Raw genomic sequence first — 26,546 nt, 5'->3', positions numbered from 1 at the left:
CCTCCCTGCCGCGACGTTCTAGCAGATCGAACGATCCCGTACAGACGGATTTCCGTCGCGGGCAGGGGAGTCCGGAGCGTGCTACGGGCGATGGCGGCTTGTCGGATATTTCGTCGGAAAGCAGCTCGTGCGGAAGAACTAGGCATCCGGTGTGGATGCAGGCGTCGCCGGCATTCCCGTTTGCGCGATATTGGGAGCAGGCGTTCTTGACAGGCGCAGGCAAGAACCCATAAATGCGCGCCATCCGCTGAAGGGGCTGTAGCTCAGCTGGGAGAGCGCGTCGTTCGCAATGACGAGGTCAGGGGTTCGATCCCCCTCAGCTCCACCAGCGGAATCTCCCGAACATGTGCCCACAAGTGCTGTCTGGAATAGCGTCGACTTTTCCGAGGCTTAGCCGAGTCCAGCGTGCAGTTCCACCGAAGTGAGACGCTCATTGAGATGGAATTGGCGGGCATTGGGGGACCGCGTCTCTGTCGGGCGTTTGCCGTGCCCACAAGTCTGGCGACGCGATGCATGGAGATCGCGGTGACGGTGGCGACGATCGTGGCGATGCCGGCGGAGATCGGAGCGCCATCGCCAGTGATCGTAGCGGTGGTTCCGGTGACGTTACCGGCCGGACTGCTGATAGCAGCTGGCTGCAGCAGCCGGGTGGGAACAAGACTTCCCGATCGCTCTCGCCGCTTCGGTCCAGCCGAGGCTATTGCCGGAGTGCGGCCTCCTGCCCGGACCAGAGCAACGGCAGGTCGATGCGGGCGAGCTGCCGGGCGGTGAGCGATGGCGACTGGCGTCCGGTGAGGATCGCTGCGAGCATCGCCGGGCTGAGGAAGGCGAGCGGCAGGATGCGGCCGACGTCGGCACGGTCGACACCGAACTCTCTTGCGATCTCCGTGCTGCCGATGTCGGAAGACGATGTGAGCCGGTCGAGATAGACATGCGCGCGAGCGACGAGATCGACCAGCGCGGGATCAGCCTGCCGCGGCCGCGCGAGCGGAGAATCGATCACCAGCCGCATCTCGCTGCCGCGACGCTTCAGGATCACAGGCACGTCGATGATCTCGGTTGCCGGGAGGGCATCATCGGGATCGGCGCTGTCATCGTCCAGCGTGACGTCGGGCGTCTCGTGCATACCGGCTGGCTCCTCGTCTCGTTCCAGCAGGGTACCGACGATCGCCCCTGGTACGACCTCGAAGCGGATGGAGGTTGCGGACAGGGTGATGGAGCTGAAGATGCGGTGCAGGGCCGTGCGACGTCCCTCCGCCGGCTGCGCCGACGACAGGCACCCGATCACAGCTTCGACGCGATCGAGACCCGGCTTGATGAGATGCGCTGACACATGCTCGCCGATCCAGCGTGCGATCCTCGCCCTGTCCCGCAGTATGCCGACGGCGGCGTCGATCACCAGCTGCTCGATCTGCGTCGCCGGCACGCGCCAGCTACCTGCAACATCCCCCTGCGACGTCCGGATGCGGCTGGAGACATAGTAGCGATAGCGCCGGCCATGCGCCCTTGCATGGGTCGGCGCCAGACGATCTCCTGTCTCGTCGAACAGAATCCCGGTCAACAGATGAATGTCACCATGGACACGCGATCCCCGTGGCGTTGCCGCGCCGGCCGCCAGCTTCTGCTGAACACGTCCGAACAGCTCTTCATCGATGTTCGCCTCGTGCTCGCCATCATAGACATTGTCATGATGCCGGAGCTTGCCGATGTAGAGCGGATTGGCAAGCACCTTGTAGAGCATGCCGGCCCGCATCGGACGACACAGCCGGTCGCTGCTTCCGGCGGCACTGCCTTCCTCGTTGGAAGCTCCGTCTATGTCCGTTGTTGCCGCTGCGATCGTGCCGCCCGCAGACCGATGCCGGCCGTTACGGCTCAGATCATCATCATGAACACCTTTCGGGGTGCCGCGGGCGCCGGCCTGCTTGTCGGCAGGGTTCTCATCTTGCGCATCTCTTTCCTTCAGCTCACACGACTTGCCATGAAGCACGGCGGCCCTGTTCAGCTCTGCGACCAGCCTTGGGACCGATCCGAGTTCGAGATAGCGCCTGAACAGGTGCCGGACGAAGCCGGCCTCCTTCTCATGAATGATGAGCCTCCGGTCCCTGACCCGGTAGCCGAGCGGCACGGCGCCGCCCATCCACATGCCTTTCCTCTTCGATGCCGCGATCTTGTCCCGGATGCGCTCGGCCGTGACCTCCCGCTCGAACTGGGCGAAGGAGAGGAGAACGTTGAGCGTCAGCCTGCCCATCGAGGTGGTGGTGTTGAACTGCTGGGTAACGGAGACGAACGAGGCGCCGGCCTGATCGAACACCTCGACGATCCTGGCAAAGTCCATGAGCGAGCGGGTCAGACGATCGATCTTGTAGACGACCACGACATCGATCTTCCTGTCGCGAACATCCTGCAGCAGGCGCCTGAGGGCAGGGCGCTCCATGGTGCCGCCGGAGATGCCGCCATCGTCATAGCGGTCGGATACCAGCTTCCAGCCCAATCCTGCCTGCGAGGCGATGAAGGCGGCACAGGCCTCGAACTGTGCATCGAGGGAGTTGAAGTCTTGTTCAAGTCCCTCCTCGCTCGACTTCCGGGTGTAGACCGCACAGCGCAGGCGAGGTGCAGAGGATGGAGAACGGGACATCTGTCCGTGCGTGCTACGATAGACTGTCGGTGCAGGACGCTCCGGTATCACACCCGTTCTGCCGGATTGACCGGAGCCCCGATCAGGAGTGGAGCATCTTCTCTTCTCCGATGTTGAGCGGATATTGCCAGCCATATCTGCTCTGTCATTCATAGCCCGAAGAACCTCGGGCCGGACCAGTGGGCGCCGGTGATCTGTCTGGCGATGGCGCTGAGCGAAGGATAGACCTTTGTCTCGAAGACGTATCCGCCCTCGATCACATCGACGACATGGGTCCTGCCGTTCCAGTCCCGCAGCAGCCGCGCACCCGGCTGAACGGAACGACGCTGACGACGTCGGTGGCCGGCCTTCTTCTCCATTGCCCCGTCCGGTCTGCCCGGCTGTGACGTGCGATCATCGCAATCGCTGCACCGTGAAGCTTCCGCAACAGGGCCTTCGACAACATCGATGGAAGCCGACAAACCAGCTTTGTGTTCTGAACCGGTCCGGCTACGCTCCTTTCCATGGGCGAGCGCCTTTGCCTCGACCCTGTCCATGGCGGACCTGAGCAGCCGGCGCATCTCGGCGGAATGGCCGCCGAGATGTTTGGCCTGAAGATGCCAGGCAGCAGCCCGCAGTAGCAGTTCCTTGCGGGCGCCGGTCGGCGGCTGATGGCGGTAGATACGAACCCAATGGCGGACGAGGTCTTCTCTCGGCAATTTGCCGAGCGCCGCCACTCCGGCGGCATGGTCCGGTCGCGCGTGCATGACGGTCACCCCGTCTTCGCAGCATCGGCTTCAGCCATGACCCGATAGCGGCGCATGCCGTCCTTGCCGAGGCTGCTCGTCACCGCAAGGCCGAGCTTCTTCCTCACCACACCCGACAGGAAGCCGCGCACCGAATGCGCCTGCCAGCCCGTCACCTGCATCATCGCATCGACAGTGGCGCCCTTCGCAGACCGAAGCAGCTTCAACACCGCCGCTGACTTCGGCCCTGTCGGCAGCGGCTTCTTCGCTTTGGCATTCCCGGGGAACTTGACGACCTCGGGACCGACGGTCAGCGGCGTCGCCTTCTCACGAAGCTTCTTCCCGCGCGTGTTCTTTGCCGCCGGGGCTGGGGCGCGATCAGGCTGCGCAACCTGCCCGGCGACAGGTTCCTCGTACGAAAGCTCGGTAATTGCCATGTCTGTTCTCCATCGCTTCAGCCAGCCGGACCATCCGGCGCCTGTACTGGCTGAAGCCCGCAAATGCGGGCGGGAGAAACCTGGCTCTGCGATCAAACTCGCCGGCAGCTGTCGCTGTCACCAATGCTCGTATGGGGACGAGAGTCAAATGGCAATTTGGTCTCGTTCATATGATATTGCGGAAGGGTCGTGACGGCTCTGTTATCCGCGAGGAAAATGGCCGCCTACCGTCACGACGCCATCGACGGCTAGGCGGCCCCCACCCCGAGCCCCGGCTTCGCCGTCCCGGTCGACGACCATGTGCCAGATATAATATCTCGGCGTTACCCATGATCGTTTCGAAGGGTGACGTCGCGAGTAACACTATCACTTATACGGTGATGCGGTTGCGGGATATTCGCCGCAGGCAGCATAGCTATAACGTTGAACGGTACGGCTGCCTTGGGTTTGTCTCCCACCAACAAGCCAAAGAGCGATATCAAAGACGAACAACACCCGGCAACCTTGCGTTCCGAAGCTTTCGTCAGAGCCCTATCGCCTCGGACTTTCAATTTTGTGCATACCCTGCGGCCTTGAAGTAGGCTTCGGCCCTTGGTGTGAGCGGCGAGGTTGTCGAGGATGACAACATCGCCCGCAGACAGCGTCGGGGCAAGCTGGGTCTCTACATAAGTCTCGAAGATGTGCCGGTTCATCGGCCGGTCCACTACGAAAGGTGTGGTGAGCCCGAAGCATCTGAGACCGGCGATGAAGGTCTGGGTTTTCCAGTGCCCGACGGCGCCTTGGAACGCAGCCGCTCGCCCTTGAGGCAGCGGCCTTACAGGCGTGTCATCTTCGTGGTCATGCCAGTCTCATCGATGAAGACCAGCCTGTGTGGCTCAAGCCGCATCCTCGGCTGCCGCCGGTCGTCCATTCTTGGCGCCTTCTTGATGTCGGGCCGATCTTGTTCTGAGGCCAGCAGCTTTTTTTGAAGCGATAGCTGCGGACCAGCCAGCGCGACAGCGAGGCCGGTGGCCTGCTGCCGGTTTCGTGGACACCGAGATAAGGTGTTTGACGGAACTGGAGAGTGGGAATGCAGAGAAGGAAGTTCAGCCGCGAGTTCAAACTTGAGGCGGTGAGGTTGGTGAAGGATCGAGGCGTTGCTGTTGCGCAGACTCACGTTGATTGCCGCGCCGCACGTTGAACCGCCCCGGGTTTGCCGGAGGCTCCAACTCCTGAGAAGGTGGAGCCATCATGAGCAAGACGACGAACAAGTTTTCCCCCGAAGTGCGCCAGCGAGCCGTGCGGCTGGTTCTTGATCACGAGCCCGAGCATCCGTCGCGCTGGGCGGCGGTATCATCGGTGGCGGCCAAGATCGGCTGCACGGCGCAAACTCTGAATGAGTGGGTGAAGAAGTTCGAGGTTGATGCCGGCAAGCGGGCCGGTGTGCCGACGGACATGGCAGCGAAGCTGAAGGCTCTGGAGCGGGAGAACCGTGAGCTTCGACAGGCCAACGAGATCCTGCGCAAGGCGAGCGCTTATTTTGCCCAGGCGGAGCTCGACCGCCCTTTCAAACGATGATTGCGTTCATTGACGATCACCGCGAGGTTCACGGGGTCGAGCCGATCTGCAAGGTGCTGCCGATCGCCCCGTCGACCTACCGCAACCATGTCGCCAAGCGGGTCGATCCCGAGAAGCTCTCGGCGCGGGCGAAGCGGGACATGGCCTTAAGGCCGGAGATCGAGCGCGTCTTCGCCGAGAACTTTGAGGTCTATGGCGCGCGCAAGGTCTGGCGGCAGATGCTGCGCGAAGGTTTTACCGTCGCGCGCTGCACCGTCGAACGTCTGATGGCCGGCCTGGGCCTTCACGGCGTCATCCGCGGCAAGGCCATCCGGACTACGGTGCAGGACAAGGCGGCGCCATGTCCGCGCGACCATGTGAACCGGGTCTTCCATGCTCCGGCGCCGAACCGCCTCTGGCTGTCGGACTTCACCTATGTCAGCACCTGGTCGGGTTTCGTCTACGTGGCCTTCGTCATCGATGCCTATGCCCGCCGGATCGTCGGCTGGCGGGTGAGCAGGACCGCCCATGCGGGCTTCGTCCTCGATGCTCTCGAACAGGCTCTGCACGAACGGCGGCCCATCCATCGCGGCGGTCTGGTGCACCATTCCGATAGGGGCTCTCAATATGTCAGCATCCGCTACACCGAGCGCCTGGCCGAAGCCGGCATCGAGCCCTCCGTGGGCAGCGTTGGAGATTCCTACGACAACGCTCTCGCAGAGACGATCAACGGGCTATACAAGGCCGAGGTCATCCATCGACGCGGACCGTGGCGAAGCTTCGAGGCCGTCGAGTTTGCCACGCTGACGTGGGTCGACTGGTTCAACAATCGCCGGCTGCTGGAGCCCATCGGCAACGTCCCGCCGGCTGAAGCCGAGGAGCGCTACTACGCCATGCTGGAAGAACCAGCCATGGCAGCGTGACCCAAACGAAACGGCCTCCGGCAAACCCGGGGCGGTTCATTCCGATGGAAAAGCTGCAGCTCTTGCCGCGAATTCTCGTGACATTGGGTGACCCGGCCGGCATCGGATCGGAACTTGTGGCCAAATTGCTGGCTCGCCCTGCTGAAACGCGGAACGCGCGGATCGTGGTCCTGGCCGACAAGGCCGAGTTCGAGAATGGAGCCGTAATAGCTGGCATCGATCTGGACTTTGTTGAGATCGAAAGCACAGAGGAAATAGAGGCTGCATTCGAGGATGATGCACGAATCATCCTGCTGCATCGTCCGGTCGGTGGGAATGGCCCGATTGCGCGGGCTCAAGTGTCCGAACGAAGCGGCAAGGCGACGCTCGCGCACCTGACCGAGGCGGTGGCTCTGGTCCGCAGCGGACATGCGGATGCACTGTTATATGCGCCGCTCAACAAGGCATCATTGAAGGCGGCCAGCGTCCGGTACTTGGATGAGGCCCATTTTTTTGCCGAGACGCTGGGGCATGACACCTACTTCGGCGAGGTTAGTATTCTTGGCCATCTGTGCACGACACGAGTTACCTCCCACATAGGACTACGTGAGGTGGCGGACCGCATCACGATTGAAGCGGTTGCGGACGCGATAGGCCTGGCCGATAGAACGCTGCGGCTCTTCGGTCGCCAGCCGTCGCGTCTTGCTGTCTGTGGGCTCAATCCGCACGCCGGGGACGCCGGCGCGCTGGGCCGTGAGGAGATCGAGATCATTGCTCCGGCAATTGCGCGCATGCGAGAGGCCGGCGTAGCGGTGGAAGGGCCATTTCCTGCCGATTCGATCTTTCCCAAAGCTTGGAACGGAGCCTACGATGCGGTCGTGACCATGTATCACGATCAGGGCCAGATCGCTTTGAAGGCGATCGGATTCGATCGCGGCGTCACGATTCATGGCGGTTTTCCCATCCCTATCGTCACGCCCGCCCAAGGCAGTGCCTTCGATATAGTGGGAAAGAACCTGGCCAATGCCGATGCAATCGTCCAGGCGTTCCAGATCGCGGTGATTTTGGCACAGCGCGCGATCGAGACACGGCGGCCTTTCTAGGGAGGTGGGCAGGTGAGGAATGGCCGCACTCTCGTCTTGGTCGAAAAATCCGGACATTGCATTGCGTTCCACGATCTGGAGCGGACCGGCGCGGCGGAGAGGATCCATCTGGCGAGCTATCCGCACGAGATGGTCGCCGACCGTGAAGGGCGGTTTGCCTTCGTAGGCCACTATGGCGTGCAGAAAGGCACCGACGCGGGTGTCGGCGGCCACGAGGTGTTCGTCATCGACATTGCACGGCGCCGGCTCGTCAACACGCTGGATTGCCGACCCTATACACGGATTCACGGTCTTGCCGTGGACGAGGCGGGACGGCTCTACGCACTGAGCGAAGCCGCCGACGTGTTGCTGGTCTTCGACAATCCCTGCGAGGACAGATTGCCGAGCAGGGGGGCGGCGACTGGCGGCCTCAAGAGCCACCTCCTCTCGGTCACCCGCGATGGCGGGACCGCCTACGTGACCAACCTTCTAACCCACACGGTGACAAGGATAGCGCCTCGCGATCCGACCATAGCGCCGCGGGCGCTCCTGCCCGGCGTGCAACCGGAAGGGAATTGTCTTGGCAGCGACGAAACCGTGCTGTTCGTGGCCAATAGGGGGTCTAATACGATCGCAAGAATCGACGTGAGAGATTTCGTCGTTGACTCCACGGCGCCGGTGCTTGCCGATCCGACGCGTATCTACTGCGTCGGATCCGACCGCTTGCTCGTCACCCATTTCAAGGATCAGGCCGTTTCGCTTCTCGACCGTGCGTCGCTACGCGAGATAGCCCACTTGCGGCTTGAAGGGCGGCCTGCCGCCGCATGTGTCGATCCCGGTCGGGATAGTTTCCATGTCTCGCTGGATTCGAATGAGTCGCTCGAAATCGAGCTAGGGACCATGCGCATTGTGGCCCGCCGGCCGACTGGCGCCGAACCCGATGCCTGTTTCATATCCGGTTCGCCAGCATAGCCGAACCGATCGACGGAGGAAATCTTGCAACTATCTGGGTAGTGTCTCAGTTTGAAATTTGAGCGCTCGCTTGTCGCGATCCGGTCTGAACTTCTATATGCTTAGCGGAAAGCATGGGAGGCTCGAATGACCCGGCGGAGGTTTGAGACCGCGTTCAGCAACTACACAATCGAAACTATCTACTCTTCATCCACCGATACCAAGTACAGGGGACGTCCGCATTCCCCAGAAACAAAATCCCGTCTCCGCAAAATCGGAGCATGTCATATGCTCATGAAGCAGGAGAAGCGAGCGCGGAAAGAGGGGGGCGATAAGTGGATTGAAATCCAGCAACGCCGGTTGCTGCTTGAGAAAGAAGTCTGGCCAGAAGGAACGCCGCTCGATGCCTACCGGACCTAAAGGCCAGAAGCGCCCTGCCGACGTGATCGGAAACGCCGTCCGGGTCATGCGCATTGCGACAGGCGAAGAAACCGACGACGTGATCGACGACGGCAAAGATCCTGCTGCGAAGGCGCTAGGCGCAAAGGGCGGAAAGAAGCGCGCCGAGAATATGACGCCGGAGCGGCGCGCCGAGATCGCGAAGAAGGCGGCGGAAAGCCGTTGGAAAAGATAGCAAGCATTGTGCTGTGAAAAATAGATAGATATGCTTGCAATAATCAGCAAGCATAGCTATGAGTTTCCTGTGCAGCAAGCATGAGGTGACTCCATGAATGACGATACCCCACAGAGCAAGGGCGGAAAATCTCGCGCTCAAAGTCTGAGCAGCGAGGAACGCCGCGAGATCGCAAAACGCGGCGCAGAAGCGCGGTGGAAACCAAAGGCGGTTTCATCGGATCCCTCGCTTCCACGAGCTACCCATCAAGGCAAAATGCAAGTCGGATCTCTCGATCTCGATTGCTACGTGCTCAAAGATGGACGGAGGCTGTTCCACAAGCGCGGCATGGCGCGGGCGTTGGACATGAAGTCCGGCGGCGGCAACGTCTTTCTCCGGGCAATGCGCCGGAAAGGACTAGGATCCGAACTAGATCAAAAACTGGTCCAAGATCTCGAGAACCCTATTAATTTCAAGCCCCTGACACAGGATCTGGGCCACGGCTACGAGGCGGATGTTCTGGTCAATGTATGCAAGGCGATCATACGCGCTCGTGACAACGGTAAGCTGACGGCTTCTCAGGAAGGATTGGCAGCACAGGCGCAAATCCTTCTAAATGCTTTTGCCAAAGTGGGTGTCGCCGCCCTCATCGATGAGGCAACCGGCTTTCAGGAGATCCGCCAGCCGAATGCACTTAGGATCCTCGTCCAGCAGTACATCGAGAGCGAAAAGCGCGAATGGGAAAAACAGTTTCCCGATGAGTACTACGACGAATTGAACCGTCTTTATGGCAGCCGCAAGCGAACTATGACCGCCAACGGTGCCGTCATCCAAAACCGTCCGCAACATTTTGCGAAGTTCACGCGAAGCTACGTATATCACCCCTTGGAGAACGGGGCCGTCCTAGAGGAGCTAGACCGGATTAATCCGAAGATTGACGCCAAGGGAAACCGGAAGGCCAGGTTTCACCAGCACCTCACGCAGGGCTACGGGATCGAGAAGCTTAAGCGGCAGGTCCAAGAGGTTCTGACGCTCATAAAGGTTTCCGACACGGTTGGACAGTTCAGGAAGTTGTTCGGAAAGCGCTTCCCGAAGGCAGGCGATCAAACCGACCTTTTCGATTGATGTGAACTTTCATGCTTGACACTAAGCATAAAAGTTCAGATATTAGGGGCATGAACAAGCTGCCTCTAAGAACCCGTGTCCAAATCCTTACCATGCTCTGTGAGGGTTCTTCTATGCGGTCGATCTCCCGCGTTGCCGACGTGTCGATCAACACGGTTTCCAAGCTGCTTGTGGACGCTGGCGCGTTCTGCGCTGAGCTGCATGACCGCGAAGTCCGCAACGTGACGGCCAAGCGCGTCCAGTGCGACGAGATTTGGAGCTTTACCGCCGCGAAGCAGAAGAACGTCGCGACCATGAAGAACGCCGTTGACCGCGCTGGCGACACATGGACTTGGACCGCGCTCGACGCCGACAGCAAGCTGATCGTGTCTTGGTTGGTTGGTGGTCGCGATGGCGAGTATGCGCTGGCCTTCATGCAGGACGTGCAGGAGCGTCTTGCAAACCGCGTCCAGCTTACGACAGACGGCCATCGCGCCTACCTGAACGCGGTCGAGGAGACGTTTGGCGCAGACATCGACTACGCCATGCTGGTGAAGCAGTACGGCGAGCCGGAAGGCAAGAAGTCGTCGCCAGAGCGCCGCTATAGTCCGGCCGTTTGCACTGGTGCGGTCAAGACGCGCGTTGAGGGAAACCCCGAGCCGGCACACGTCAGCACGTCACACATTGAGCGCGCCAATCTCACGATGCGCATGGCGAACCGTCGCTTTACGCGCCTCACCAACGCGTTCTCAAAGAAGTTCGAAAACCACGTTCACATGGTGGCTCTCTACACCGTCTGGTACAACTTCATCCGCGTTCACAAGACGCTGAAAATGTCGCCTGCTATGGCCGCTGGCGTGTCCAAGACGCTCTGGTCGATGGACGATCTCTGCGGCATGATGGACGCCGTATCACCCAAACCCGGTCCGCGCGGTCCTTACAAAAAGCGCATCGCCGAAAATTCAAACTGAGACACTACCACTATCTGTTTTGGGCCTCGGTCTCATGGGGCGCCGTATGGCGCGGCGGCTGGCAGATGAGTTCGGCGAGATTGCGGTGTGGAACCGCGATCCGGGAAAGCTGGGCGGCATGGACCTGACCGGCTTGCGGGTTTTCGAGGATGTCACCGAGGCGGTCGGCAAGGCAGATGTCATCATCACCATGCTGACCGACGGAGCGTCGGTCGCCGATCCTTTTCGAACGCGGCGCGGCGTCTGCGATGCCGCGGGGCAGTATCCTGATCGACATGAGTTCCATCGCGCCACAGGAGGCTCTCGACCATGGCCGGCGTCTTGCGGAGTGCGGCGTCGAGCAGCTGGACGCTCCTGTCTCGGGTGGGACGGCCGGCGCTGAAGCTGGCACGCTTGCGATCATGGTGGGCGGCGAGTGGAAGGTTTTCGATCGGATGCTTCCTGTGCTTCAATCGCTTGGGCGGCCTATCTATCTCGGTCCGGCCGGCTCGGGGCAGATCGCCAAGCTCGCCAATCAGGTCATCGTCGGCGCGACGATCGGCGCGGTGAGCGAAGGTATCGCGCTCGCGCGAAGCGGCGGGCTCGATCTCGACGCCTTTCTCGAAGCGATCCGGGGCGGGCTTGCCGGCAGCGCTGTGGTAGAGCAGCTTGGGCCGCGCATGATCGCCGGCGACTTTTCCGTTCGTGGCAGATCAAGCACGCATCTGAAGGATATTCGCAACGCACTCCGCTATGCGAGCGAGCGGCGTCTGTCTTTGGGCTTGAGCGCGCACCTCGAACAGGCCTTCGCGTCAGTCATCGGCCGTCACGGAGACTTGGATCATTCAGCGCTAATTCTCGATATCCAGCCAGGCTTTCCAAAGCTGCAAACGGCTCAGTAATCGAGGATGCACTTGTATTCCGTCAGATCTGAGCACGACCCATCGCGCTCAAAATCGCTAGCCTCAGGAGGAAAAAGTGATCTTGCCAGCGGACGGAACTTTTGTCGGGCGAGTATGGCGGCCGGAGATGGTTGGTCCTTCCGTCGTCACAGTGCGGGACGGTATGATCTTGGACATCACGTCGCCGGAGACGCCGCTTGTTTCGGACATCTGCGACCTTAAGGACCCGGCCGTCTATGTGAACGCAGTCGCGGGCACCGCCCTGGCGCCGTTAGCCGAGATCGTCGCCAATAGTCCAGACGACATGTCGCTGCCGCATCTTCTGGCTCCGTGCGACCTTCAGGCGGTGAAGGCCTGCGGTGTCACCTTTACTTCGTCGATGGTCGAACGTGTCATCGAGGAGAAGGCGGCAGGCGATCCGATGAAGGCGCAAGACATCCGCCGCAGGGTCGGCGCGGCGATTGGCGGATCGTTGCGCGACATCAAGGCTGGCTCTGACGAGGCGGTGATGATCAAGACTGCGCTCATCGCGGAAGGATTGTGGAGCCAGTATCTGGAGGTCGGTATCGGACCTGATGCCGAGGTCTTCTCCAAGGCGCAAGTCCTGTCTTCAGTGGGGGCGGGGGCGGAGGTCGGATTGCATCCGGTTTCGAAATGGAACAATCCCGAGCCGGAGGTTGTGCTGGCTGTCTCCTCTCGGGGCAGGATCGTAGGCGCGACGCTCGGCAACGACGTTAATTTGCGCGACGTGGAAGGGCGGTCAGCGCTGCTCTTGTCCAAGGCGAAGGACAACAATGCTAGCTGCGCTATCGGCCCGATGATCAGGCTGTTCGATGCGGCCTTCACGCTCGACGACGTGCGCGCGGCCGAACTCGATCTGACCGTGACGGGTCAGGACGGCTTTGTGCTCAAAGGCCATTCCTCGATGAAGGAGATCAGCCGCGACCCCGAGGATTTGGTGCGCCAGACACTGGGTCGGCATCACCAATATCCGGATGGCTTGATGCTGTTCCTCGGCACGCTGTTTGCACCGATCCAGGACCGCGATGTGCCGGGCGAGGGTTTTACCCACAAGTTGGGTGACATCGTCACAATCTCTTCCCCTCGGCTGGGTCGCCTGACAAACACGGTGCGCCTATCGACGGAATGCCCGGAGTGGATCTTCGGTGCGCGCGCCCTCATGCGAAATCTCGCCGTCCGAAATCTCATCTGATGATGTGTTGCTCACGTTATCAGACGAGCATCAGACAGGTAAGCTGACCCAAACGAGCGGCGCTAAGAAGTGACGCTTTCCGTCTTGGCTGCATCAGCGGCATCGCGGTGTGGGCGGCCTGCACGGCGAGGGCGGGTGAAGTCAACGACGTCATCGCTCTGCCGTCGCGATCTGGGTGACCGTTTGTGATCTAACCCACGTCTACAACGGGGTGACTGCCGCATGACGCTGGTCAGTCTAACGCCGCCAATATCCGCTCGGGCGCAAGCGGCAAGTCCGTGATTTCGGTTCCAAGCGCGTGATTCACGGCATTGACGACCGCAGCGGCAACAGGAATCGTGGCGATCTCACCCACCGCCTTGGCTCCGAACGGCCCTGTTGGCTCCCCATCCTCCACCAGCAAGATGCGCATCGGCGGCATCTCCGGAGCGTTGGCCATCGTGTAGCGGCTGAAGCTGTCGCCACGCATTGCGCCCGTCGTGGAATCGATCGCCACCTCTTCATAAAGCGCATAGCCGATACCGATCTGGATGCCGCCGTGGATCTGTCCTTCGACCAGCATCGGGTTGATTGCCTGTCCCACGTCGTGAGCGGCGAGGTAGTCCGTCACGCGGACACGGCCGGTCAGCGTGTCGACTTCGACTTCCGCGAAGTGTGCGGCGTAGGAACCGGGGTTAGCTGCAGCGCGATAGGTTTCGGTCGCCGCCGGCAGGTTTGTTCTGCGAGCGTCGAGGCGAGCCGCGATATCAGACAGCGCCAGGCAGGAGCCGTCCACGCGACGAACTGCTCCTGCCTCAAGCCGCAGCTCGTTCTCGGCTGCGTTGAGTTCCCGTACGCCTTCAGCTCTGATGATTGCCGCGAGCGCCACCGCGGCCCTGCGGACAGCCTCGCCGCATATGTAGGTCATCCGGCTCGCCCGTGTCCCAAGATCGTAAGGACAGGTATCGGTATCCGCCGCGACAATTGCGATCTCGTCCGCGCGAAGTCCGAGCACTTCTCCTGCAATCTGCGCCAAAGTCGTGTCGGCTCCGCATCCGAGATCGTGGAGCGCACAGACAAGCTGGACCCGTCCGTCGGGCAACAGCTTCAGCGTCGCGGTGGTCTCTTCGTGGAAGCCTGGATAGCAGCCATTGATATGGGTGGCGGCAGCCATTCCCACACCCCGTCTCCAGCGGCCGCGTCTTTGACCAGATTGAAGGCGCTGCGACCATTTGAATGCGTCGGCGGCGCGCACGAGACACTCGCGCCCGCGCGCGTTGCCGAGATCGAGTCCTTGCCACGGCTCCTTGCATCCAGGACGGACAATATTTCTCAGGCGCAGCTCGACAGGATCGAGCTGTAGCCAGCGAGCAGCGATATCCAGGATGATTTCGCCGATTGTATGGATCTGTGGCGATCCATAGCCACGGAACGCACCCGTGGGCGCCGTGTTCGTGTAGACCGCCCGCCCTCGATAACGCTCTGCCGGAACATCGTAGAGCCGTACCAGCCGCTGCAGCATCGAGTCAGGCAGATAGTTGCCGCCCGTGCAGTAGGCGCCAATATCGACCAAAGCGTCGGTCTCTCGCGCCAGAATATGGCCGTCGGCGCTCAGACCTATCCGCATGCGCCCGATGACGCTTGACCGCGTCCGCGTGGCCGTGAAGGTTTCGCGGCGGTTGTAGCGGATCGTGACGGGCCGACCGAGCGTGAGCGCGAAGAAGGCGCAGAGCGGATCCAGAATGGGCTCGGCCTTGCCTCCGAAGGAGCCACCGATCGGAGTCTTGACGACGCGCAACCGCTCAACGGGAAGGTTCAGCGCCTGCGCGATGACGGCCTGTACGGCAAAGACGCTCTGGCACGGAGAGAGTATCAGAAGGCGTCCATCGGGCTGCGGCGTGGCAACACAGCAGTGGGTCTCGATCGCACAATGATGTGATCGCGGCGTGGTAACGTTCGCTTCTACGATAAGGTCGGCGGCGGCAAAGCTGGCCTCCGCGTTCCCATGTTCGAAAGTTGTTTCGGCCAATGGGTTGAGGAATGTCGGCGTACCGTCGGCTCCGACAGTCGCTCCGGAGTGTTCCAGCGCGGCTTTGGGAGCAAGGATGGCTGGCAAGTCCTCGTAGCTGACCGCAATCAGGCGGGCGGCTCGACGCGCGAGTTCTTCGGTGTCGGCCACCACCGCAGCGACGCGGTCGCCGATATGCCGCACGACGGAAGGGAACATTTGCTCATCGGCGATAGCTTCCTGGCCGGCAAACCAGATGGAGCTGTTATAGCGCCGCCTCGGAGTGTTCTCATGCCAGAATACGGCGTGAACGCCTTTGAGCGCCAAGGCGCCCGCGGCATCGATAGCTTGTATCCGCGCATGAGGACGGGAGCTGAAGACAAGGGCGCAATGCAGCGATCCTTCGACCGGAAGGTCGGCGACGAAATGCAGATCGCCGGTGACCTTGGCGATACCGTCGATAAGTGGAATGCGACGGGAGACCTGGTTCACTCCAGCGCTTCCTCAAACAGTCGGTCGCGAGGGCTTGTGCCGGTCAGGCATGCGATCAGATCTAAGCCGATCCCAGCCACGGCGCGGCGCTTGTAGGATTGAGATGCGCGTCCGGGGATGGCCATGTCGACCTCCGACGTCAACGCTGAGATGAAGTCACGTAGCGTGGGGGGTGCAAGCCTACGGCCCGCCAAAGCGGCTTCTGCCAGGGATAAGCGGCGAGGCTCAGGTCCGATGGAACCCGCCACGAGCCGCAAGGCTCCAAAGCAGTCCTTCTGTATGTTCGCAACCAAGGCGAGGTTCAAGCGAGCGATCGTCAAATCGAGACGCGGCCCGAGCTTGACGAATGCGCTGTGGGAAAGGAGGCTCTCCGAGGGCAGGATCACTTCAACGATCAAGTCTCCGGGTACATGCGCATAGCCGGCAAGCTCCGTTTCGCGCGATCGGCCGCCCGGCTGCATAAGCACGAGCCGTGCCTCTGCCGCGAGCAACACTGGCACGAGGTCGGCCGAAGGTGCGGCATTGGCGATATTGCCGCCTATAGTGGCACGGTTGCGAATCTGCGCGGAGCCGCACTGTCTGGCTGCATGGCAGAGTGCCGGAAGCTTCGCCCGGAGTCCGCCGTGGTCTGCAAGTGTGGCAACCCTGGTGGCTGCGCCGATGCGTATGTCCCTTCCTCGCATGTCAATGCCAGCGAGACCTTCGACGCGCGAAACATCCACCAGCACCCCTGCCTCCGGCAGGCTTCTGCCGGCGATCAGCATATCGGTACCGCCGGCAAGAAAATGTAGCGGGGCTTTAGCGGCGCTTATCAGCTCACGCAGCGCCGCCATGTGGACAGGAGCGACCACAGCAAGCGCCGTCATGATCGTGCTTCTTCTTTTCTACGCGCGGCAGCCTCGGCTATGACGGCGCGCACGATCGTCTCATATCCGGTGCAGCGGCAGATATTGCCCGCAAGCGCATGACGGGTCGCGAATTCGTTCGGATCGGCGTTAGCGCGCAGGAGCCCTTCCGCCGCCATAATCATGCCCGGGATGCAATAGCCGCACTGCACCGCGCCTGTATCGACGAAAACCTGCTGCAGACGGCTGACGCCACCGGCGGAGAGCCCCTCGATTGTGACGACATCAAGTCCTTCGGCCTGGAACGCCAACATCAGGCAAGAATTGATCGGCCTATCATCAACGAGAACAGTGCAGGCGCCGCACTCGCCCTCGCAACAGCCTTCCTTAACGCCCTTAAGAGCGAGCGGCTCCCGGAGAAAAGTGCTCAACCGGGTGGCGGGTTCGACATCCGCTTCGACATACTGTCCGTTCACGCGAAGCCGCGTCCGCATGAAACTGCTATCCCTCCCGGCGCCGAACATCTCCTGTCATGGCTGCGATCCGCAACCGCATCCACAACCCGATGATGCTTCCCGGGCAATCCGGACGCGCCAGACTTTCGGCCCCTGCTCGAGATACTCCCATGCAAAGAGATCAGGATAGTTGGTTTCTATCTGGTAGTGCAGCGGTCTGGGATCGTGGTCGCTGATGACCACAAAGGACTCGTCCGCGTTGAGCGTCTTCAGAATGCCGAAGATTTTCGGATGTCGTTCGAAAGGCGGGATAGTGCGCACATCGATAGCCGGCCTCGCGGCTTTTGTATCAGTCATCAGAAATCAAAGCCTCTTTTGCCCGCCAAGGCAGGATATTTCAGGAGGTGCTAGGTATGATTCAACCTGATTGACAGAGCGTCTTTGCTAAAGCGCAAACTTGTGAGAGGAACTGCTTCCGCGGACCACGTTGGTTGTCGTTTGGAGAATCGTCGGAAGACTTGCTGATAGCGGTCTGGAGGCACGTCCCGATGTGACTGCACCGGAGGCGGATGGCGGCTCGCTTCCACAAGCTTTGAACGGCCATGGATCGATATTGATCGCCGCTGCTTGCGTACATTTTGCCGCATGCAAAGCGCTGCGCTGTTTGTCTTGGCGCAAATAACATTTTGGAGCCGCAGTCCAATGTTCCGGCCATGAAACGCCGAAACATCATGGAATGAAAATTCTCCGTCTCCTTCTTCTTTTTTGCGCGATGCTGGGCCTGCTGGCCGGCAACGCCTTGGCGGCTACGGTGCTGCAGGAATACCTGCCGGCCGAGGTCGCGTCGGAGCTCGTTCCCGGAGCCGATGTCTTCGGGCCGATCCGCAGCGATCTTGCCGTCGCGCCCGTCCTTAAGGGCGGCGAGACGGTTGCCTGGGCGTTCATCACCTCCGATTTCGTCGGGACGACGGGCTATTCCGGCAAGCCGATCCATTCTCTCGTGGCCGTCGACAAGAATGCCAGGATCGTCGGCGTGCGGCTGGTGAAACATTCCGAGCCGATCGTGCTGATCGGCATCCCGGAGGCCAAGATCAAGGCGCTCGTCGAAGGCTATTCCGGCCTCGACCTCATCGCTGAGGCGAAATCCGGCGGCACCGCCCACGAGGTCGATATCATCTCGGGCGCTACCGTGACGGTCATGGTGATCGACGATTCGATCGTCAGGTCGGGTCTCAAGGTCGCCCGTGCGCTCGGTCTGGGCGGACTGTCGGCCGAGCAGGCCGACGCCGGACCGCAATTCGAGATCGATCCCGCTGCGGCAGCGCCAGCGGACTGGCTCGAGGCCGAAGGCGACGGCACGGTGAGAAGGCTGTCCCTGGACGTCGGGCAGGTCAATACCGCCTTCGCGGCCAATGCAGATGCCAGGGCGCGCGAGCGCGCTTTGACGGAGCCGCCCGGAACCGTCTTCATCGACTTGCAGGCGGCGCTCGTTTCCGCGCCGCCGGTGGCTGAGGGGCTGCTCGGTCCCGCCGAGGCGGCGAACCTGAAGACCTGGCTGAAGGAAGGCGAGAACGCTGTCGCGCTGATGGGGCGGGGTCTCTATTCCTTCAAGGGATCGGGCTATGTGCGCGGCGGCATCTTCGACAGGATCGTTTTGATCCAGGACGACGTCTCGGTGCGCTTCCGCGACCGCGACCATCGCCGCCTTTCCACGATAGCCGCGGCAGGCGCGCCGGATTTCCCCGAGAAGGATCTGTTCCGCATCCCCGCCGGCGTCGGGTTCGATCCGGCCAAGCCGTTTCGCATCCAGCTTCTCGTGCAGCGGGAAGTGGGGCCGATCGAGAAGCTCTTCCACACCTTCGACCTCGGCTACCAGTTGCCGCAGAAATACCTGCGCGCCATCGCGCGCCCTGCCGCCGCCCCGGCATCGGAGGTGGCGACCGTCGCGGATCGCAGCGAAGGCGCTGCGCAGGCGGACCTTTGGAAGCGCATCTGGACAGATTCGAAGCTGAAGATAGCCGTGCTCGGCGCGATGCTGACGGTGCTGACGGGAGTGTTCTTCTTCCAGACCTTCGCGGTCAGGAACGAGCGCCTGTTCTATGCCTTCCGCATGGGCTTCCTCGTGGTGACGCTGGTGTTCCTCGGATGGTACGCCAACGCCCAGCTCTCGGTCGTCAACATCATGGCGCTGTTCGGCAGCCTCGTGAACGGCTTCAGCTGGCAGGCCTTCCTGCTCGACCCGCTGACCTTCATCCTGTGGTTCTCGCTCGCCGCAGCCCTCCTGTTCTGGGGTCGTGGCGCCTATTGCGGCTGGCTGTGCCCGTTCGGCGCCCTGCAGGAGCTGACCAACCAGATCGCCCGCAAGCTGAGAGTCCCGCAATGGACCTTGCCATGGGGCCTGCACGAGCGGCTCTGGCCGATCAAGTACATGATCTTCCTCGGCCTGTTCGGCGTCTCGCTGATCAGCGTCGAGCATGCCGAGCATCTGGCGGAAGTGGAGCCCTTCAAGACCGCCATCATCCTGAAGTTCGTGCGGGCCTGGCCTTTCGTGGCCTATGCCGCGGCGGTGCTGATCGCCGGTCTTTTCGTGGAACGCTTCTACTGCCGCTATCTCTGCCCGCTGGGCGCGGCACTGGCGATCCCGGCGCGGCTCAGGATGTTCGATTGGCTCAAGCGCTACCATGAGTGCGGCCACCCCTGCCAGACCTGCGCGCATCAGTGCCCCGTGCAGTCGATCCACCCGACCGGTGAGATCAACCCCAACGAGTGCATCAACTGCCTGCATTGCCAGGTGCTCTACCAGTCGCAGACCACATGCCCGGTGGTGATCAAGAAGATGAAAGCACGGGCAAAGCTGGCGGCAAGCACGCCGACGCTGGGGATGGTCCCAGCCGCCAGGAGCGCAGTTCAAACCGATCAACCCACGACCTGACCAAAAAGGAGTCTCGCCATGGAATCAGACAGGAACAACGGAGTTACTCGCCGCGCGCTGCTCGGCGCGACGGCATCGAGTACGGCGCTGGCCGGCGCCTTCGGAGGCCGGGCTGTGATGGGCTCTGCCGCGATCGGGCTCGGCGCCGCGGGAATCTCCGCGGCAGGCGCCGGAAAGGCCCATGCGGCAGGCGCAGACGGTACGGTCGCGCCGGGGCAGCTTGACGACTATTACGGCTTCTGGTCCTCGGGCCAGACCGGCGAGATGCGCATCCTCGGCATTCCCTCGATGCGCGAGCTGATGCGTGTTCCGGTCTTCAACCGGTGCTCGGCTTCCGGCTGGGGCCAGACCAATGAATCGATCCGCATCCACCAGCGGACGATGACGGAGAAGACGAAGAAGCAGCTCGCCGCCAACGGCAAGCATATCCATGACAATGGCGACCTGCACCATGTCCACATGTCCTTCACCGAAGGCAAGTATGACGGGCGCTACCTGTTCATGAACGACAAGGCGAACACCCGCGTGGCGCGGGTGCGCTGCGACGTCATGAAGACGGACGCGATCCTCGAGATCCCGAACGCCAAGGGCATCCACGGCATGCGTCCACAAAAGTGGCCGCGCACCAACTACGTCTTCTGCAACGGCGAGGACGAAGCTCCGTTGAACAATGACGGTTCGACCATGCAGGACGTCTCGACCTACGTGAACATCTTCACCGCGATCGATGCCGACAAGTGGGATGTGGCCTGGCAGGTGCAGGTCTCGGGCAACCTCGACAATTGTGACGCCGACTACGAGGGCAAGTGGGCCTTCTCGACCAGCTACAACTCGGAAATGGGCATGACGCTGGAGGAGATGACCAAGTCCGAGATGGACCATATCGTCGTCTTCAACATCGCCGAGATCGAGAAGGCCATCGCCGCGGGGCAGTATGAGGAGATCAACGGCGTCAAGGTGCTGGATGGGCGCAAGGAGGCAAAGTCGCAGTTCACCCGCTACATCCCGATCGCCAACAACCCGCATGGATGCAACATGGCGCCTGACAAGAAGCACCTGTGCATCGGCGGCAAGCTGTCGCCGACCGTGACCGTGCTGGACGTGACGAAGTTCGATGCGCTGTTCAATGACAATGCCGAACCGCGCAGCGCCGTGGTGGCGGAGCCGCAACTGGGCCTCGGCCCGTTGCACACCGCCTTCGACGGGCGCGGTAACGCCTACACATCGCTCTTCCTCGACAGCCAGGTCGTCAAGTGGAACATCGAGGACGCGATCAAGGCCTATGCCGGCGAGAAGATCGATCCGATCAAGGACAAGCTGGATGTCCACTACCAACCCGGCCACCTGAAGACGGTGATGGGCGAGACGCTGGACGCAGCCAATAACTGGCTTGTCTGCCTCTGCAAGTTCTCGAAGGACCGCTTCCTGAATGTGGGGCCGCTGAAGCCGGAGAACGACCAGCTCATCGACATTTCCGGCGACAAGATGGTGCTGGTGCATGACGGCTCGAACTTCGCCGAGCCGCATGACGCGATCGCCGTGCATCCCTCGATCCTGCCCAACATCAAGTCCGTCTGGGACCGCAGCGATCCGATGTGGGCCGAGACCCGCAAGCAGGCCGAGGCCGATGGCGTCAACATCGATGAATGGACCGACGAGGTGGTCCGCGACGGCAACAAGGTCCGCGTCTACATGACCTCCGTCGCGCCGGCGTTCAGCGTCGAGAGCTTCACCGTGAAGGAGGGCGACGAGGTGACGGTGATCGTCACCAATCTCGACGAAATCGACGACCTGACCCACGGCTTCACCATGGGCAACCATGGCGTGGCGATGGAGATCGGGCCGCAGCAGACCGCCTCCGTGACGTTCGTCGCGGCGAACCCCGGCGTCTACTGGTACTACTGCCAGTGGTTCTGCCATGCGCTCCACATGGAGATGCGCGGCCGCATGTTCGTCGAGCCGAAGGCCGCCTGACCATGCGCCTGGCTGTCCTTCTTATCGGCCTGCTGTCCGCCGCGCCGCTGGCCGCGGCCGAGCGGGAGGTCGCGCCGGGAGTGGGCAGCCTTGCTCTCGCCGTCGCCGGGGCCGCACCCGGCGACGTGCTCAAGCTGACCGACGGGACCTATGAAGGTCCCGTCACGATCGACCGTCCGCTGACCGTCGTCGGGCCGCGCGGCGCCGTTGTTGACGGCGGCGGGAAGGGCAGCGTCATCACGCTGGAAGCGCCGGACATTACGTTGTCGGGCTTCACCGTCACCGGATCGGGACAGGTGAACCAGGATCTCGACGCCGGCGTGAAGATCGAGAAGGGGGCGGACCGCGCACGGGTGAAAGGGCTGCTGGTCACCGGAAACATGCATGGCATCGATGTGCATGGCGGCCGCGATGCGCAGGTCGTCGGCAACGAGATCGTCGGCACGCAGAACCTTCATATGAACGAACGCGGCAACGGCATCTATGTCTGGAACAGCCCGGGGACGCTGCTCGAGGGGAACTCGATCCGCTACGGCCGCGACGGCATCTTCTCCAACGCCAGTTCCAACAGCATCTATCGCGGCAACATGATGCGCGACCTGCGCTTTGCCGTGCACTTCATGTACACCCGCAACACCGAGGTGTCGCAGAACATATCGATCGGCAACCATCTCGGCTTTGCCATCATGTTCTCCGACCGCGCGAAGATCCTGAACAACCTCAGCCTCGGCGACCGCGAGCACGGGCTGATGCTGAACTATGCCAACAACGCGGATGTGACGGGGAATCTGGTGCGCGGCGGCACGAAGAAATGCCTCTTCATATACAACGCGCACAAGAACCTGATCTGGGAGAACCGTTTCGAAGGGTGCGGGATCGGCATCCATTTCACGGCCGGTTCCGAGAAGAACGTGCTCACCGGCAACGCCTTCATCGGCAATCGGGAGCAGGTGAAATATGTCGGCACCCGCCACATGGAGTGGAGTCATAAGGGGCGCGGCAATTTCTGGTCTGATCATCCGGCCTACGACCTGAACGGCGACGGCCTTGCCGACAGCTTCTACCGCCCGAACGATCTGATGGACCAGATCCTGTGGTCGCAGCCTGCGGCAGCGCTTCTGACAGGCTCCCCGGCCGTGCAACTGGTCCGCTGGAGCCAGCAGAGTTTTCCGGCCACGCTGCCGGGCGGCGTACGCGATTCCTCCCCCTTGATGCGGCCCCTTTCCATTCCGGTCAGCGCGGAAGCGCAGGCCTTTGAGAGCCAGGTCCAGGGACGATGGGCCCAAGGAAACATTGATGAATTCGACGCTGGAAATCTCGCGGCTCACTAAGCGCTTTCAGTCGGTCGAGGCACTCAAGGATGTCTCGCTGACGCTTGAGCGCGGCAAGCGCGTCGCCCTGCTCGGCCACAACGGCGCGGGCAAATCGACGATGATGAAGATGATCCTCGGCCTTATCCCCTTCGACAGCGGTTCCGTGACCGTCTGCGGCGCGGCGCCGGGTTCGGCCGAGGCGCGCACGCAGGTGGCCTACCTGCCGGAGAACGCGTCGTTCCATCCGTCGCTGACGGGGGAAGAGCAGATCCGCTATTATCTGTCGCTGCGCGGCGAGAGCCCGAAACAGGCGATGGATCTCCTGGAGAGGGTAGGGCTGGCTCATGCCGCGCGCCGCCGGATCGGCGGCTATTCCAAGGGAATGCGCCAGCGTGTCGGCCTGGCCCAGACGTTGATCGGCAAGCCGCGGCTGCTAGTGCTGGACGAGCCGACATCCGGCCTCGATCCGGTCTCGCGCCGCGATTTCTACGATCTTCTCGATGGGCTGGCGGCAGACGGGGCCGCCATATTGCTCTCGTCCCACGTCCTGACCGAGGTCGAGGCCCGCACCGACAGGATTTTGATCCTTTCGAAGGGAAAACTGGTGGCGGAGGGCAGCCTGCCCGAACTGAGGGGCAGGGCGGCCCTGCCCGTCGGCATGCTGGTCACTCCGGCCGCCGGGAACGAGGCGGCGCTGGCAATTGCCCTTCCAGAAGCAATCCGTACCGATGACGGCCGGCTGAGGCTGGCCTGCGAGCAGGCGCAGAAGCTGCCGCTCCTGTCGCGCATCGCCGCGCTCGACGGACAGGTCGCCGATCTGGATGTCGTCCCGCCGAGCCTCGAAGACATCTATTCCCATTTCAGCAGGAGAGCCGGGCAATGAAGCGTGTGCTCGCCACCGTCCTCTGCGAGTTCCGCATCGCGTTCCGGAACCGCTGGGTCGCCATCGCCACCGCGATGATGGCCCTGTTCGCGCTCGTGCTGGCTGCGGCGGGCGCGGCCCCCACCGGCGATGTCGGTGTCGACCGGCTTTCCGTGATCGTCGCCTCTCTGACTTCCCTTTCGGTCTATCTCGTGCCGCTGCTGGCCTTGCTCATGAGCTTCGACGCGGTGGCGGGCGAGGTCGAAAGAGGGACGCTGCCGCTGGTCCTGACCTATCCCGTCTCGCGGCTGCAGATCCTGCTCGGCAAGCTCCTCGCCCATGTCGCGATCCTCGGCCTTGCAACCGGTCTGGGTTACGGCGTGGCCGGCATCGCGGCGATCGTCGTCGATCGGGACGCGCTGGCCGGTCTGCCATCCTTGTGGCGACTGGTCTGGTCGTCTGTGCTGCTCGGTGCGACGTTCCTCGGCGCAGGCTACGCGCTCTCGGCCCTGACCCGGCGGACGTCAAGCGCGGCGGGGCTCGCCATCGGCCTCTGGCTGGCGGTCGTCGTCCTGTTCGACCTTGCGCTTCTGGCGCTCATCGTCTCGGATGCGGGCGGCCCGCTGACCACCCGCATCCTGCCGATCGCTCTGCTGTCCAATCCCGCGGATGCTTTCCGCATCTTCAACCTCTCGGCCGCCGAAGCGGTCTCGGTGGCCGGCGGCATCGGCGGCGCGGCCGACGCGATACCGCTCTGGCAATCCGCCGCGTCGATCCTGCTCTGGCCGGTCGTCGTGCTGGCCATGGCCTGGGCTGCGTTCAGAAAGGTGACCCCATGATGACGTCGACAAGGCTCGTGTTTCTGGCCTTCCTGTTGATCGCGAGCGCCTGCAAGCAGGAAGTCGCGCAGGACATCGCCCCGCAGGACATGACGGCGGAGACATTGGGCCATTACTGTCAGATGAACCTGCTCGAACATCCCGGCCCGAAGGCGCAGGTCCACCTGAAGGGCATGGCGCCGCTTTTCTTCAGCCAGGTGCGCGATGCGATCGCCTATGCGCGCGCGCCGGAGCAGGTCGCACCGATCCTCGCGATCTACGTCAACGATATGGGCGCTCCCGGCGCGACCTGGGAACAGCCCGGTGACGGCAACTGGATCGACGCGGAGAAGGCATTCTTCGTGGTCGGCTCCGTCCGCGAAGGCGGGATGGGCGCACCGGAGACGGTGCCCTTCGAGAACTCGGCCGGGGCCGAGGCCTTCGCCCGAACCGAAGGCGGAGAGGTGCTGAAATTGTCCTCGATCACGGACGACATGGTCCTGACGCCGGTGGAACACGGGCCGACTCACGAACAGGACGATGACTACAAAGGCCGTCTTCGCGCCTTGCCGAATTCCGTCGGAGGCTGAACCATGCTCACCCGTCGCCGCCTGATCGCCATTTCCGCCGCCATGGCGATATCGCCGCTCGCCGGAAGACTCCATGCCGGGCCAGCGGCCCGGCTGTGGACCGGACAGGCCCTCGGCGCGCGCGCCTCCATACGGCTCGACCATCCAGATGCCGAGGCGATCGCCGCCCGCGTCTTTGCCGAGATCGACCGGCTGGAGAACATCCTCAGCCTTTATCGGGCGGTCAGCGCGCTGGCCCGGCTGAATCGCGAGGGCCGGCTGGAAGCGCCTCCGTTCGAACTGCTCGAATGCCTGTCGACGGCCGCCTCCGTCCACAATGCGAGCGGCGGGCTTTTCGATCCGACGGTACAGCCGCTCTGGGCACTCTGGGCGGAGGCGGCGGCAGCGGGAAAGAGGCCGTCGGACACTGCAATCGAGCACGCCCGCCGCTATGTCGGCCTCCACAAGGTCGGCGTTGATCCTGCAGCGATCACGCTGCAGCCGGGCATGGCGCTGACCCTGAACGGCATCGGGCAGGGCTATGTCGCCGACCGGGTCGCGGCGCTGCTGGAGGCCGAAGGGCTGGACGACATCCTGATCGACACCGGCGAATTCCGCGCCATGGGCGGCCGGCCGGAAGGCGGGGACTGGCCCATGCGGCTGGAAGCAGGCGCCAGCCTCGGCTTGCGACAGCGTGCGCTCGCGACATCCTCGCCGCTGGGCACGACTTTCGACCAGGCCGGCCATGACGGGCACATCCTCGATCCACTGACGGGACGGCCGGCGCGCTCGGTCTGGCGATCGATCTCGATGACCGCGCCGTCCGCGGCGGTCGCCGATGCGCTATCCACGGCTGCATGCCTGATGCCCGACCGAAAGACTATCGATCATATAACGATGCAGTTCCACGGTTCACGCATCGAGGGCATTTCACGGCGGGCTTAGGAAACCTGTGCGGATGAGCAGAAAACCCCTGAAATATCAAACGCGATCTCGCGTATGATCTGCTATTCCATCGCTGTGGAATTTCGGAAATTCCTATTTTTGAGGTCGCGCCTGCCCCTCTAATCCTGAGGGACTTCTGGCCTGTCGACAGGACGCGCCTCATACGCCGGGCTAAATTGTGGCTCATTGTCAGCAAACGCTGGATGCTCATTGCTATTGTGTGACGTTGGAGACGGAACGGCAGCGAACATCAAGATTCTGCCCAGAGCAGGTCAGCCCTCCGCCCCACCAGCGACGGATATTA

The 26,546-nt window shown here is 62.3% G+C and carries 22 protein-coding genes, 1 tRNA gene, 2 pseudogenes and 1 other annotated feature; of the genes and pseudogenes, 16 read left to right on the top strand and 9 right to left on the bottom strand.

Translation table 11 applies throughout. The features are described 5' to 3' along the window. Positions 1-252: 252 nt before the first annotated feature. Positions 253-328: transfer RNA gene (locus M9955_03540), tRNA-Ala, on the top strand. Between the two features lie 369 nt (positions 329-697). Here the strand turns inward: M9955_03540 and M9955_03535 are convergent. The 4 genes and pseudogenes from M9955_03535 to M9955_03520 all read right to left on the bottom strand — a co-directional run bounded on the left by M9955_03535 (position 698) and on the right by M9955_03520 (position 4,773). Continuing rightward, positions 698-2,635, bottom strand: coding sequence for a recombinase family protein (locus tag M9955_03535; GenBank protein MCO5080713.1), 1,938 nt, complete (start codon positions 2,633-2,635; stop codon positions 698-700). A gap of 149 nt (positions 2,636-2,784) precedes the next feature. After that, positions 2,785-3,351 (bottom strand): DUF2924 domain-containing protein, encoded by a 567-nt coding sequence (locus M9955_03530; protein MCO5080712.1) that lies wholly within the window; start codon positions 3,349-3,351, stop codon positions 2,785-2,787. Between the two features lie 35 nt (positions 3,352-3,386). After that, positions 3,387-3,797: a DUF3489 domain-containing protein gene (locus M9955_03525; protein ID MCO5080711.1), complete on the bottom strand. Its 411-nt coding sequence runs from the start codon at positions 3,795-3,797 to the stop codon at positions 3,387-3,389. 596 nt (positions 3,798-4,393) lie between these two features. Continuing rightward, positions 4,394-4,773 (bottom strand): annotated as a pseudogene (locus M9955_03520) (transposase). A 254-nt stretch (positions 4,774-5,027) separates the two neighbouring features. Here M9955_03520 and M9955_03515 point away from each other — a divergent pair. From M9955_03515 to M9955_03505, 3 genes are all read left to right on the top strand, one after another. Next, a protein-coding gene (locus M9955_03515; protein MCO5080710.1) for an IS3 family transposase occupies positions 5,028-6,256 on the top strand; the annotation gives its coding sequence in 2 pieces (ribosomal slippage) (positions 5,028-5,316 and positions 5,316-6,256; 1,230 coding nt in all). Then, positions 5,309-5,425, top strand: a sequence feature (AL1L pseudoknot). Its footprint overlaps the gene before it by 117 nt. Positions 6,257-6,300: 44 nt before the next feature. Then, positions 6,301-7,338, top strand: coding sequence for a 4-hydroxythreonine-4-phosphate dehydrogenase PdxA (locus M9955_03510; GenBank protein MCO5080709.1), 1,038 nt, complete (start codon positions 6,301-6,303; stop codon positions 7,336-7,338). 129 nt (positions 7,339-7,467) lie between these two features. Then, the gene (locus M9955_03505; GenBank protein ID MCO5080708.1) at positions 7,468-8,289 is read left to right on the top strand and encodes a hypothetical protein; all 822 of its coding nucleotides are present in this window, start codon (positions 7,468-7,470) and stop codon (positions 8,287-8,289) included. A gap of 186 nt (positions 8,290-8,475) precedes the next feature. Here the strand turns inward: M9955_03505 and M9955_03500 are convergent, their stop codons facing one another. Continuing rightward, positions 8,476-8,952 (bottom strand): hypothetical protein, encoded by a 477-nt coding sequence (locus M9955_03500; protein MCO5080707.1) that lies wholly within the window; start codon positions 8,950-8,952, stop codon positions 8,476-8,478. A 43-nt stretch (positions 8,953-8,995) separates the two neighbouring features. Here M9955_03500 and M9955_03495 point away from each other — a divergent pair, with 43 nt between their 5' ends. From M9955_03495 to M9955_03475, 5 genes and pseudogenes are all read left to right on the top strand, one after another. Next, positions 8,996-10,006: a P63C domain-containing protein gene (locus M9955_03495; GenBank protein ID MCO5080706.1), complete on the top strand. Its 1,011-nt coding sequence runs from the start codon at positions 8,996-8,998 to the stop codon at positions 10,004-10,006. A 50-nt stretch (positions 10,007-10,056) separates the two neighbouring features. Further along, positions 10,057-10,956 carry an IS1 family transposase gene (locus M9955_03490; protein MCO5080705.1) on the top strand — a complete coding sequence of 300 codons (900 nt, stop codon included), beginning with the start codon at positions 10,057-10,059 and terminating at the stop codon, positions 10,954-10,956. Between the two features lie 46 nt (positions 10,957-11,002). Beyond that, positions 11,003-11,369, top strand: a pseudogene (locus M9955_03485) (NAD(P)-binding domain-containing protein). Between the two features lie 21 nt (positions 11,370-11,390). Beyond that, complete coding sequence (locus tag M9955_03480) at positions 11,391-11,837, top strand: NAD-binding protein (protein ID MCO5080704.1); 447 nt, start codon at positions 11,391-11,393, stop codon at positions 11,835-11,837. Positions 11,838-11,964: 127 nt separating this feature from the next. Next, entirely contained in the window at positions 11,965-13,050 is a 1,086-nt protein-coding gene (locus M9955_03475; protein MCO5080703.1) for a fumarylacetoacetate hydrolase family protein, read from the top strand. A gap of 232 nt (positions 13,051-13,282) precedes the next feature. On the opposite strand, the gene M9955_03470 is transcribed toward M9955_03475, so the two are convergent. The 4 genes from M9955_03470 to M9955_03455 are packed head-to-tail and all read right to left on the bottom strand — an operon-like array spanning position 13,283 to position 17,186. After that, positions 13,283-15,529, bottom strand: a complete 2,247-nt coding sequence (locus M9955_03470; GenBank protein MCO5080702.1) for a molybdopterin-dependent oxidoreductase — start codon at positions 15,527-15,529, stop codon at positions 13,283-13,285. Next, positions 15,526-16,395 carry an FAD binding domain-containing protein gene (locus tag M9955_03465; protein ID MCO5080701.1) on the bottom strand — a complete coding sequence of 290 codons (870 nt, stop codon included), beginning with the start codon at positions 16,393-16,395 and terminating at the stop codon, positions 15,526-15,528. Before M9955_03465 ends, M9955_03470 begins: the two co-directional genes overlap by 4 nt. Continuing rightward, a complete protein-coding gene (locus M9955_03460; GenBank protein ID MCO5080700.1) occupies positions 16,392-16,850 on the bottom strand; it encodes a (2Fe-2S)-binding protein in 459 nt (152 codons plus the stop codon). Before M9955_03460 ends, M9955_03465 begins: the two co-directional genes overlap by 4 nt. A gap of 54 nt (positions 16,851-16,904) precedes the next feature. Next, positions 16,905-17,186 (bottom strand): DUF2249 domain-containing protein, encoded by a 282-nt coding sequence (locus tag M9955_03455; GenBank protein ID MCO5080699.1) that lies wholly within the window; start codon positions 17,184-17,186, stop codon positions 16,905-16,907. 379 nt (positions 17,187-17,565) lie between these two features. On the opposite strand from M9955_03455, the gene M9955_03450 reads away from it, so the two are divergent. Genes M9955_03450 through M9955_03420 form a run of 7 tightly spaced genes read left to right on the top strand, consistent with a single transcriptional unit; the run spans position 17,566 to position 26,242 of the window. Further along, positions 17,566-19,761, top strand: coding sequence for a NosR/NirI family protein (locus M9955_03450; protein ID MCO5080698.1), 2,196 nt, complete (start codon positions 17,566-17,568; stop codon positions 19,759-19,761). A gap of 18 nt (positions 19,762-19,779) precedes the next feature. Continuing rightward, positions 19,780-21,735, top strand: coding sequence for a TAT-dependent nitrous-oxide reductase (gene nosZ, locus M9955_03445; GenBank protein ID MCO5080697.1), 1,956 nt, complete (start codon positions 19,780-19,782; stop codon positions 21,733-21,735). Positions 21,736-21,737: 2 nt separating this feature from the next. Continuing rightward, positions 21,738-23,066, top strand: a complete 1,329-nt coding sequence (locus M9955_03440) for a nitrous oxide reductase family maturation protein NosD (protein MCO5080696.1) — start codon at positions 21,738-21,740, stop codon at positions 23,064-23,066. Continuing rightward, positions 23,032-23,931: an ABC transporter ATP-binding protein gene (locus M9955_03435; protein ID MCO5080695.1), complete on the top strand. Its 900-nt coding sequence runs from the start codon at positions 23,032-23,034 to the stop codon at positions 23,929-23,931. Before M9955_03440 ends, M9955_03435 begins: the two co-directional genes overlap by 35 nt. Continuing rightward, positions 23,928-24,749, top strand: coding sequence for an ABC transporter permease (locus M9955_03430; protein MCO5080694.1), 822 nt, complete (start codon positions 23,928-23,930; stop codon positions 24,747-24,749). The genes M9955_03435 and M9955_03430 overlap by 4 nt, the downstream gene beginning before the upstream one ends. Then, positions 24,749-25,318 carry a nitrous oxide reductase accessory protein NosL gene (locus tag M9955_03425; protein MCO5080693.1) on the top strand — a complete coding sequence of 190 codons (570 nt, stop codon included), beginning with the start codon at positions 24,749-24,751 and terminating at the stop codon, positions 25,316-25,318. Before M9955_03430 ends, M9955_03425 begins: the two co-directional genes overlap by 1 nt. Before the next feature lie 3 nt (positions 25,319-25,321). Next, on the top strand, positions 25,322-26,242 hold the full coding sequence (locus tag M9955_03420) for an FAD:protein FMN transferase (protein MCO5080692.1): 921 nt from the start codon (positions 25,322-25,324) through the stop codon (positions 26,240-26,242). Positions 26,243-26,546 lie beyond the last annotated feature (304 nt).

Source organism: Rhizobiaceae bacterium, assembly GCA_023953845.1.
Classification (GTDB): domain Bacteria; phylum Pseudomonadota; class Alphaproteobacteria; order Rhizobiales; family Rhizobiaceae; genus Arvimicrobium.
This window is presented reverse-complemented; position numbering and strand designations above follow the sequence as displayed.

Bases quoted from the DNA above. Each gene is read 5' to 3' on its own strand.
- M9955_03455 (MCO5080699.1), bottom strand. From the start codon at position 17,186: ATGACTGATACAAAAGCCGCGAGGCCGGCTATCGATGTGCGCACTATC.
- M9955_03535 (MCO5080713.1), bottom strand. From the start codon at position 2,635: ATGTCCCGTTCTCCATCCTCTGCACCTCGCCTGCGCTGTGCGGTCTAC.
- M9955_03450 (MCO5080698.1), top strand. From the start codon at position 17,566: ATGAAAATTCTCCGTCTCCTTCTTCTTTTTTGCGCGATGCTGGGCCTG.
- M9955_03435 (MCO5080695.1), top strand. From the start codon at position 23,032: ATGAATTCGACGCTGGAAATCTCGCGGCTCACTAAGCGCTTTCAGTCG.
- M9955_03495 (MCO5080706.1), top strand. From the start codon at position 8,996: ATGAATGACGATACCCCACAGAGCAAGGGCGGAAAATCTCGCGCTCAA.
- M9955_03525 (MCO5080711.1), bottom strand. From the start codon at position 3,797: ATGGCAATTACCGAGCTTTCGTACGAGGAACCTGTCGCCGGGCAGGTT.
- M9955_03505 (MCO5080708.1), top strand. From the start codon at position 7,468: ATGGTCGCCGACCGTGAAGGGCGGTTTGCCTTCGTAGGCCACTATGGC.
- M9955_03475 (MCO5080703.1), top strand. From the start codon at position 11,965: ATGGTTGGTCCTTCCGTCGTCACAGTGCGGGACGGTATGATCTTGGAC.
- M9955_03510 (MCO5080709.1), top strand. From the start codon at position 6,301: ATGGAAAAGCTGCAGCTCTTGCCGCGAATTCTCGTGACATTGGGTGAC.
- nosZ (MCO5080697.1), top strand. From the start codon at position 19,780: ATGGAATCAGACAGGAACAACGGAGTTACTCGCCGCGCGCTGCTCGGC.
- M9955_03430 (MCO5080694.1), top strand. From the start codon at position 23,928: ATGAAGCGTGTGCTCGCCACCGTCCTCTGCGAGTTCCGCATCGCGTTC.
- M9955_03440 (MCO5080696.1), top strand. From the start codon at position 21,738: ATGCGCCTGGCTGTCCTTCTTATCGGCCTGCTGTCCGCCGCGCCGCTG.
- M9955_03420 (MCO5080692.1), top strand. From the start codon at position 25,322: ATGCTCACCCGTCGCCGCCTGATCGCCATTTCCGCCGCCATGGCGATA.
- M9955_03490 (MCO5080705.1), top strand. From the start codon at position 10,057: ATGAACAAGCTGCCTCTAAGAACCCGTGTCCAAATCCTTACCATGCTC.
- M9955_03425 (MCO5080693.1), top strand. From the start codon at position 24,749: ATGACGTCGACAAGGCTCGTGTTTCTGGCCTTCCTGTTGATCGCGAGC.
- M9955_03465 (MCO5080701.1), bottom strand. From the start codon at position 16,395: ATGACGGCGCTTGCTGTGGTCGCTCCTGTCCACATGGCGGCGCTGCGT.
- M9955_03480 (MCO5080704.1), top strand. From the start codon at position 11,391: ATGCTTCCTGTGCTTCAATCGCTTGGGCGGCCTATCTATCTCGGTCCG.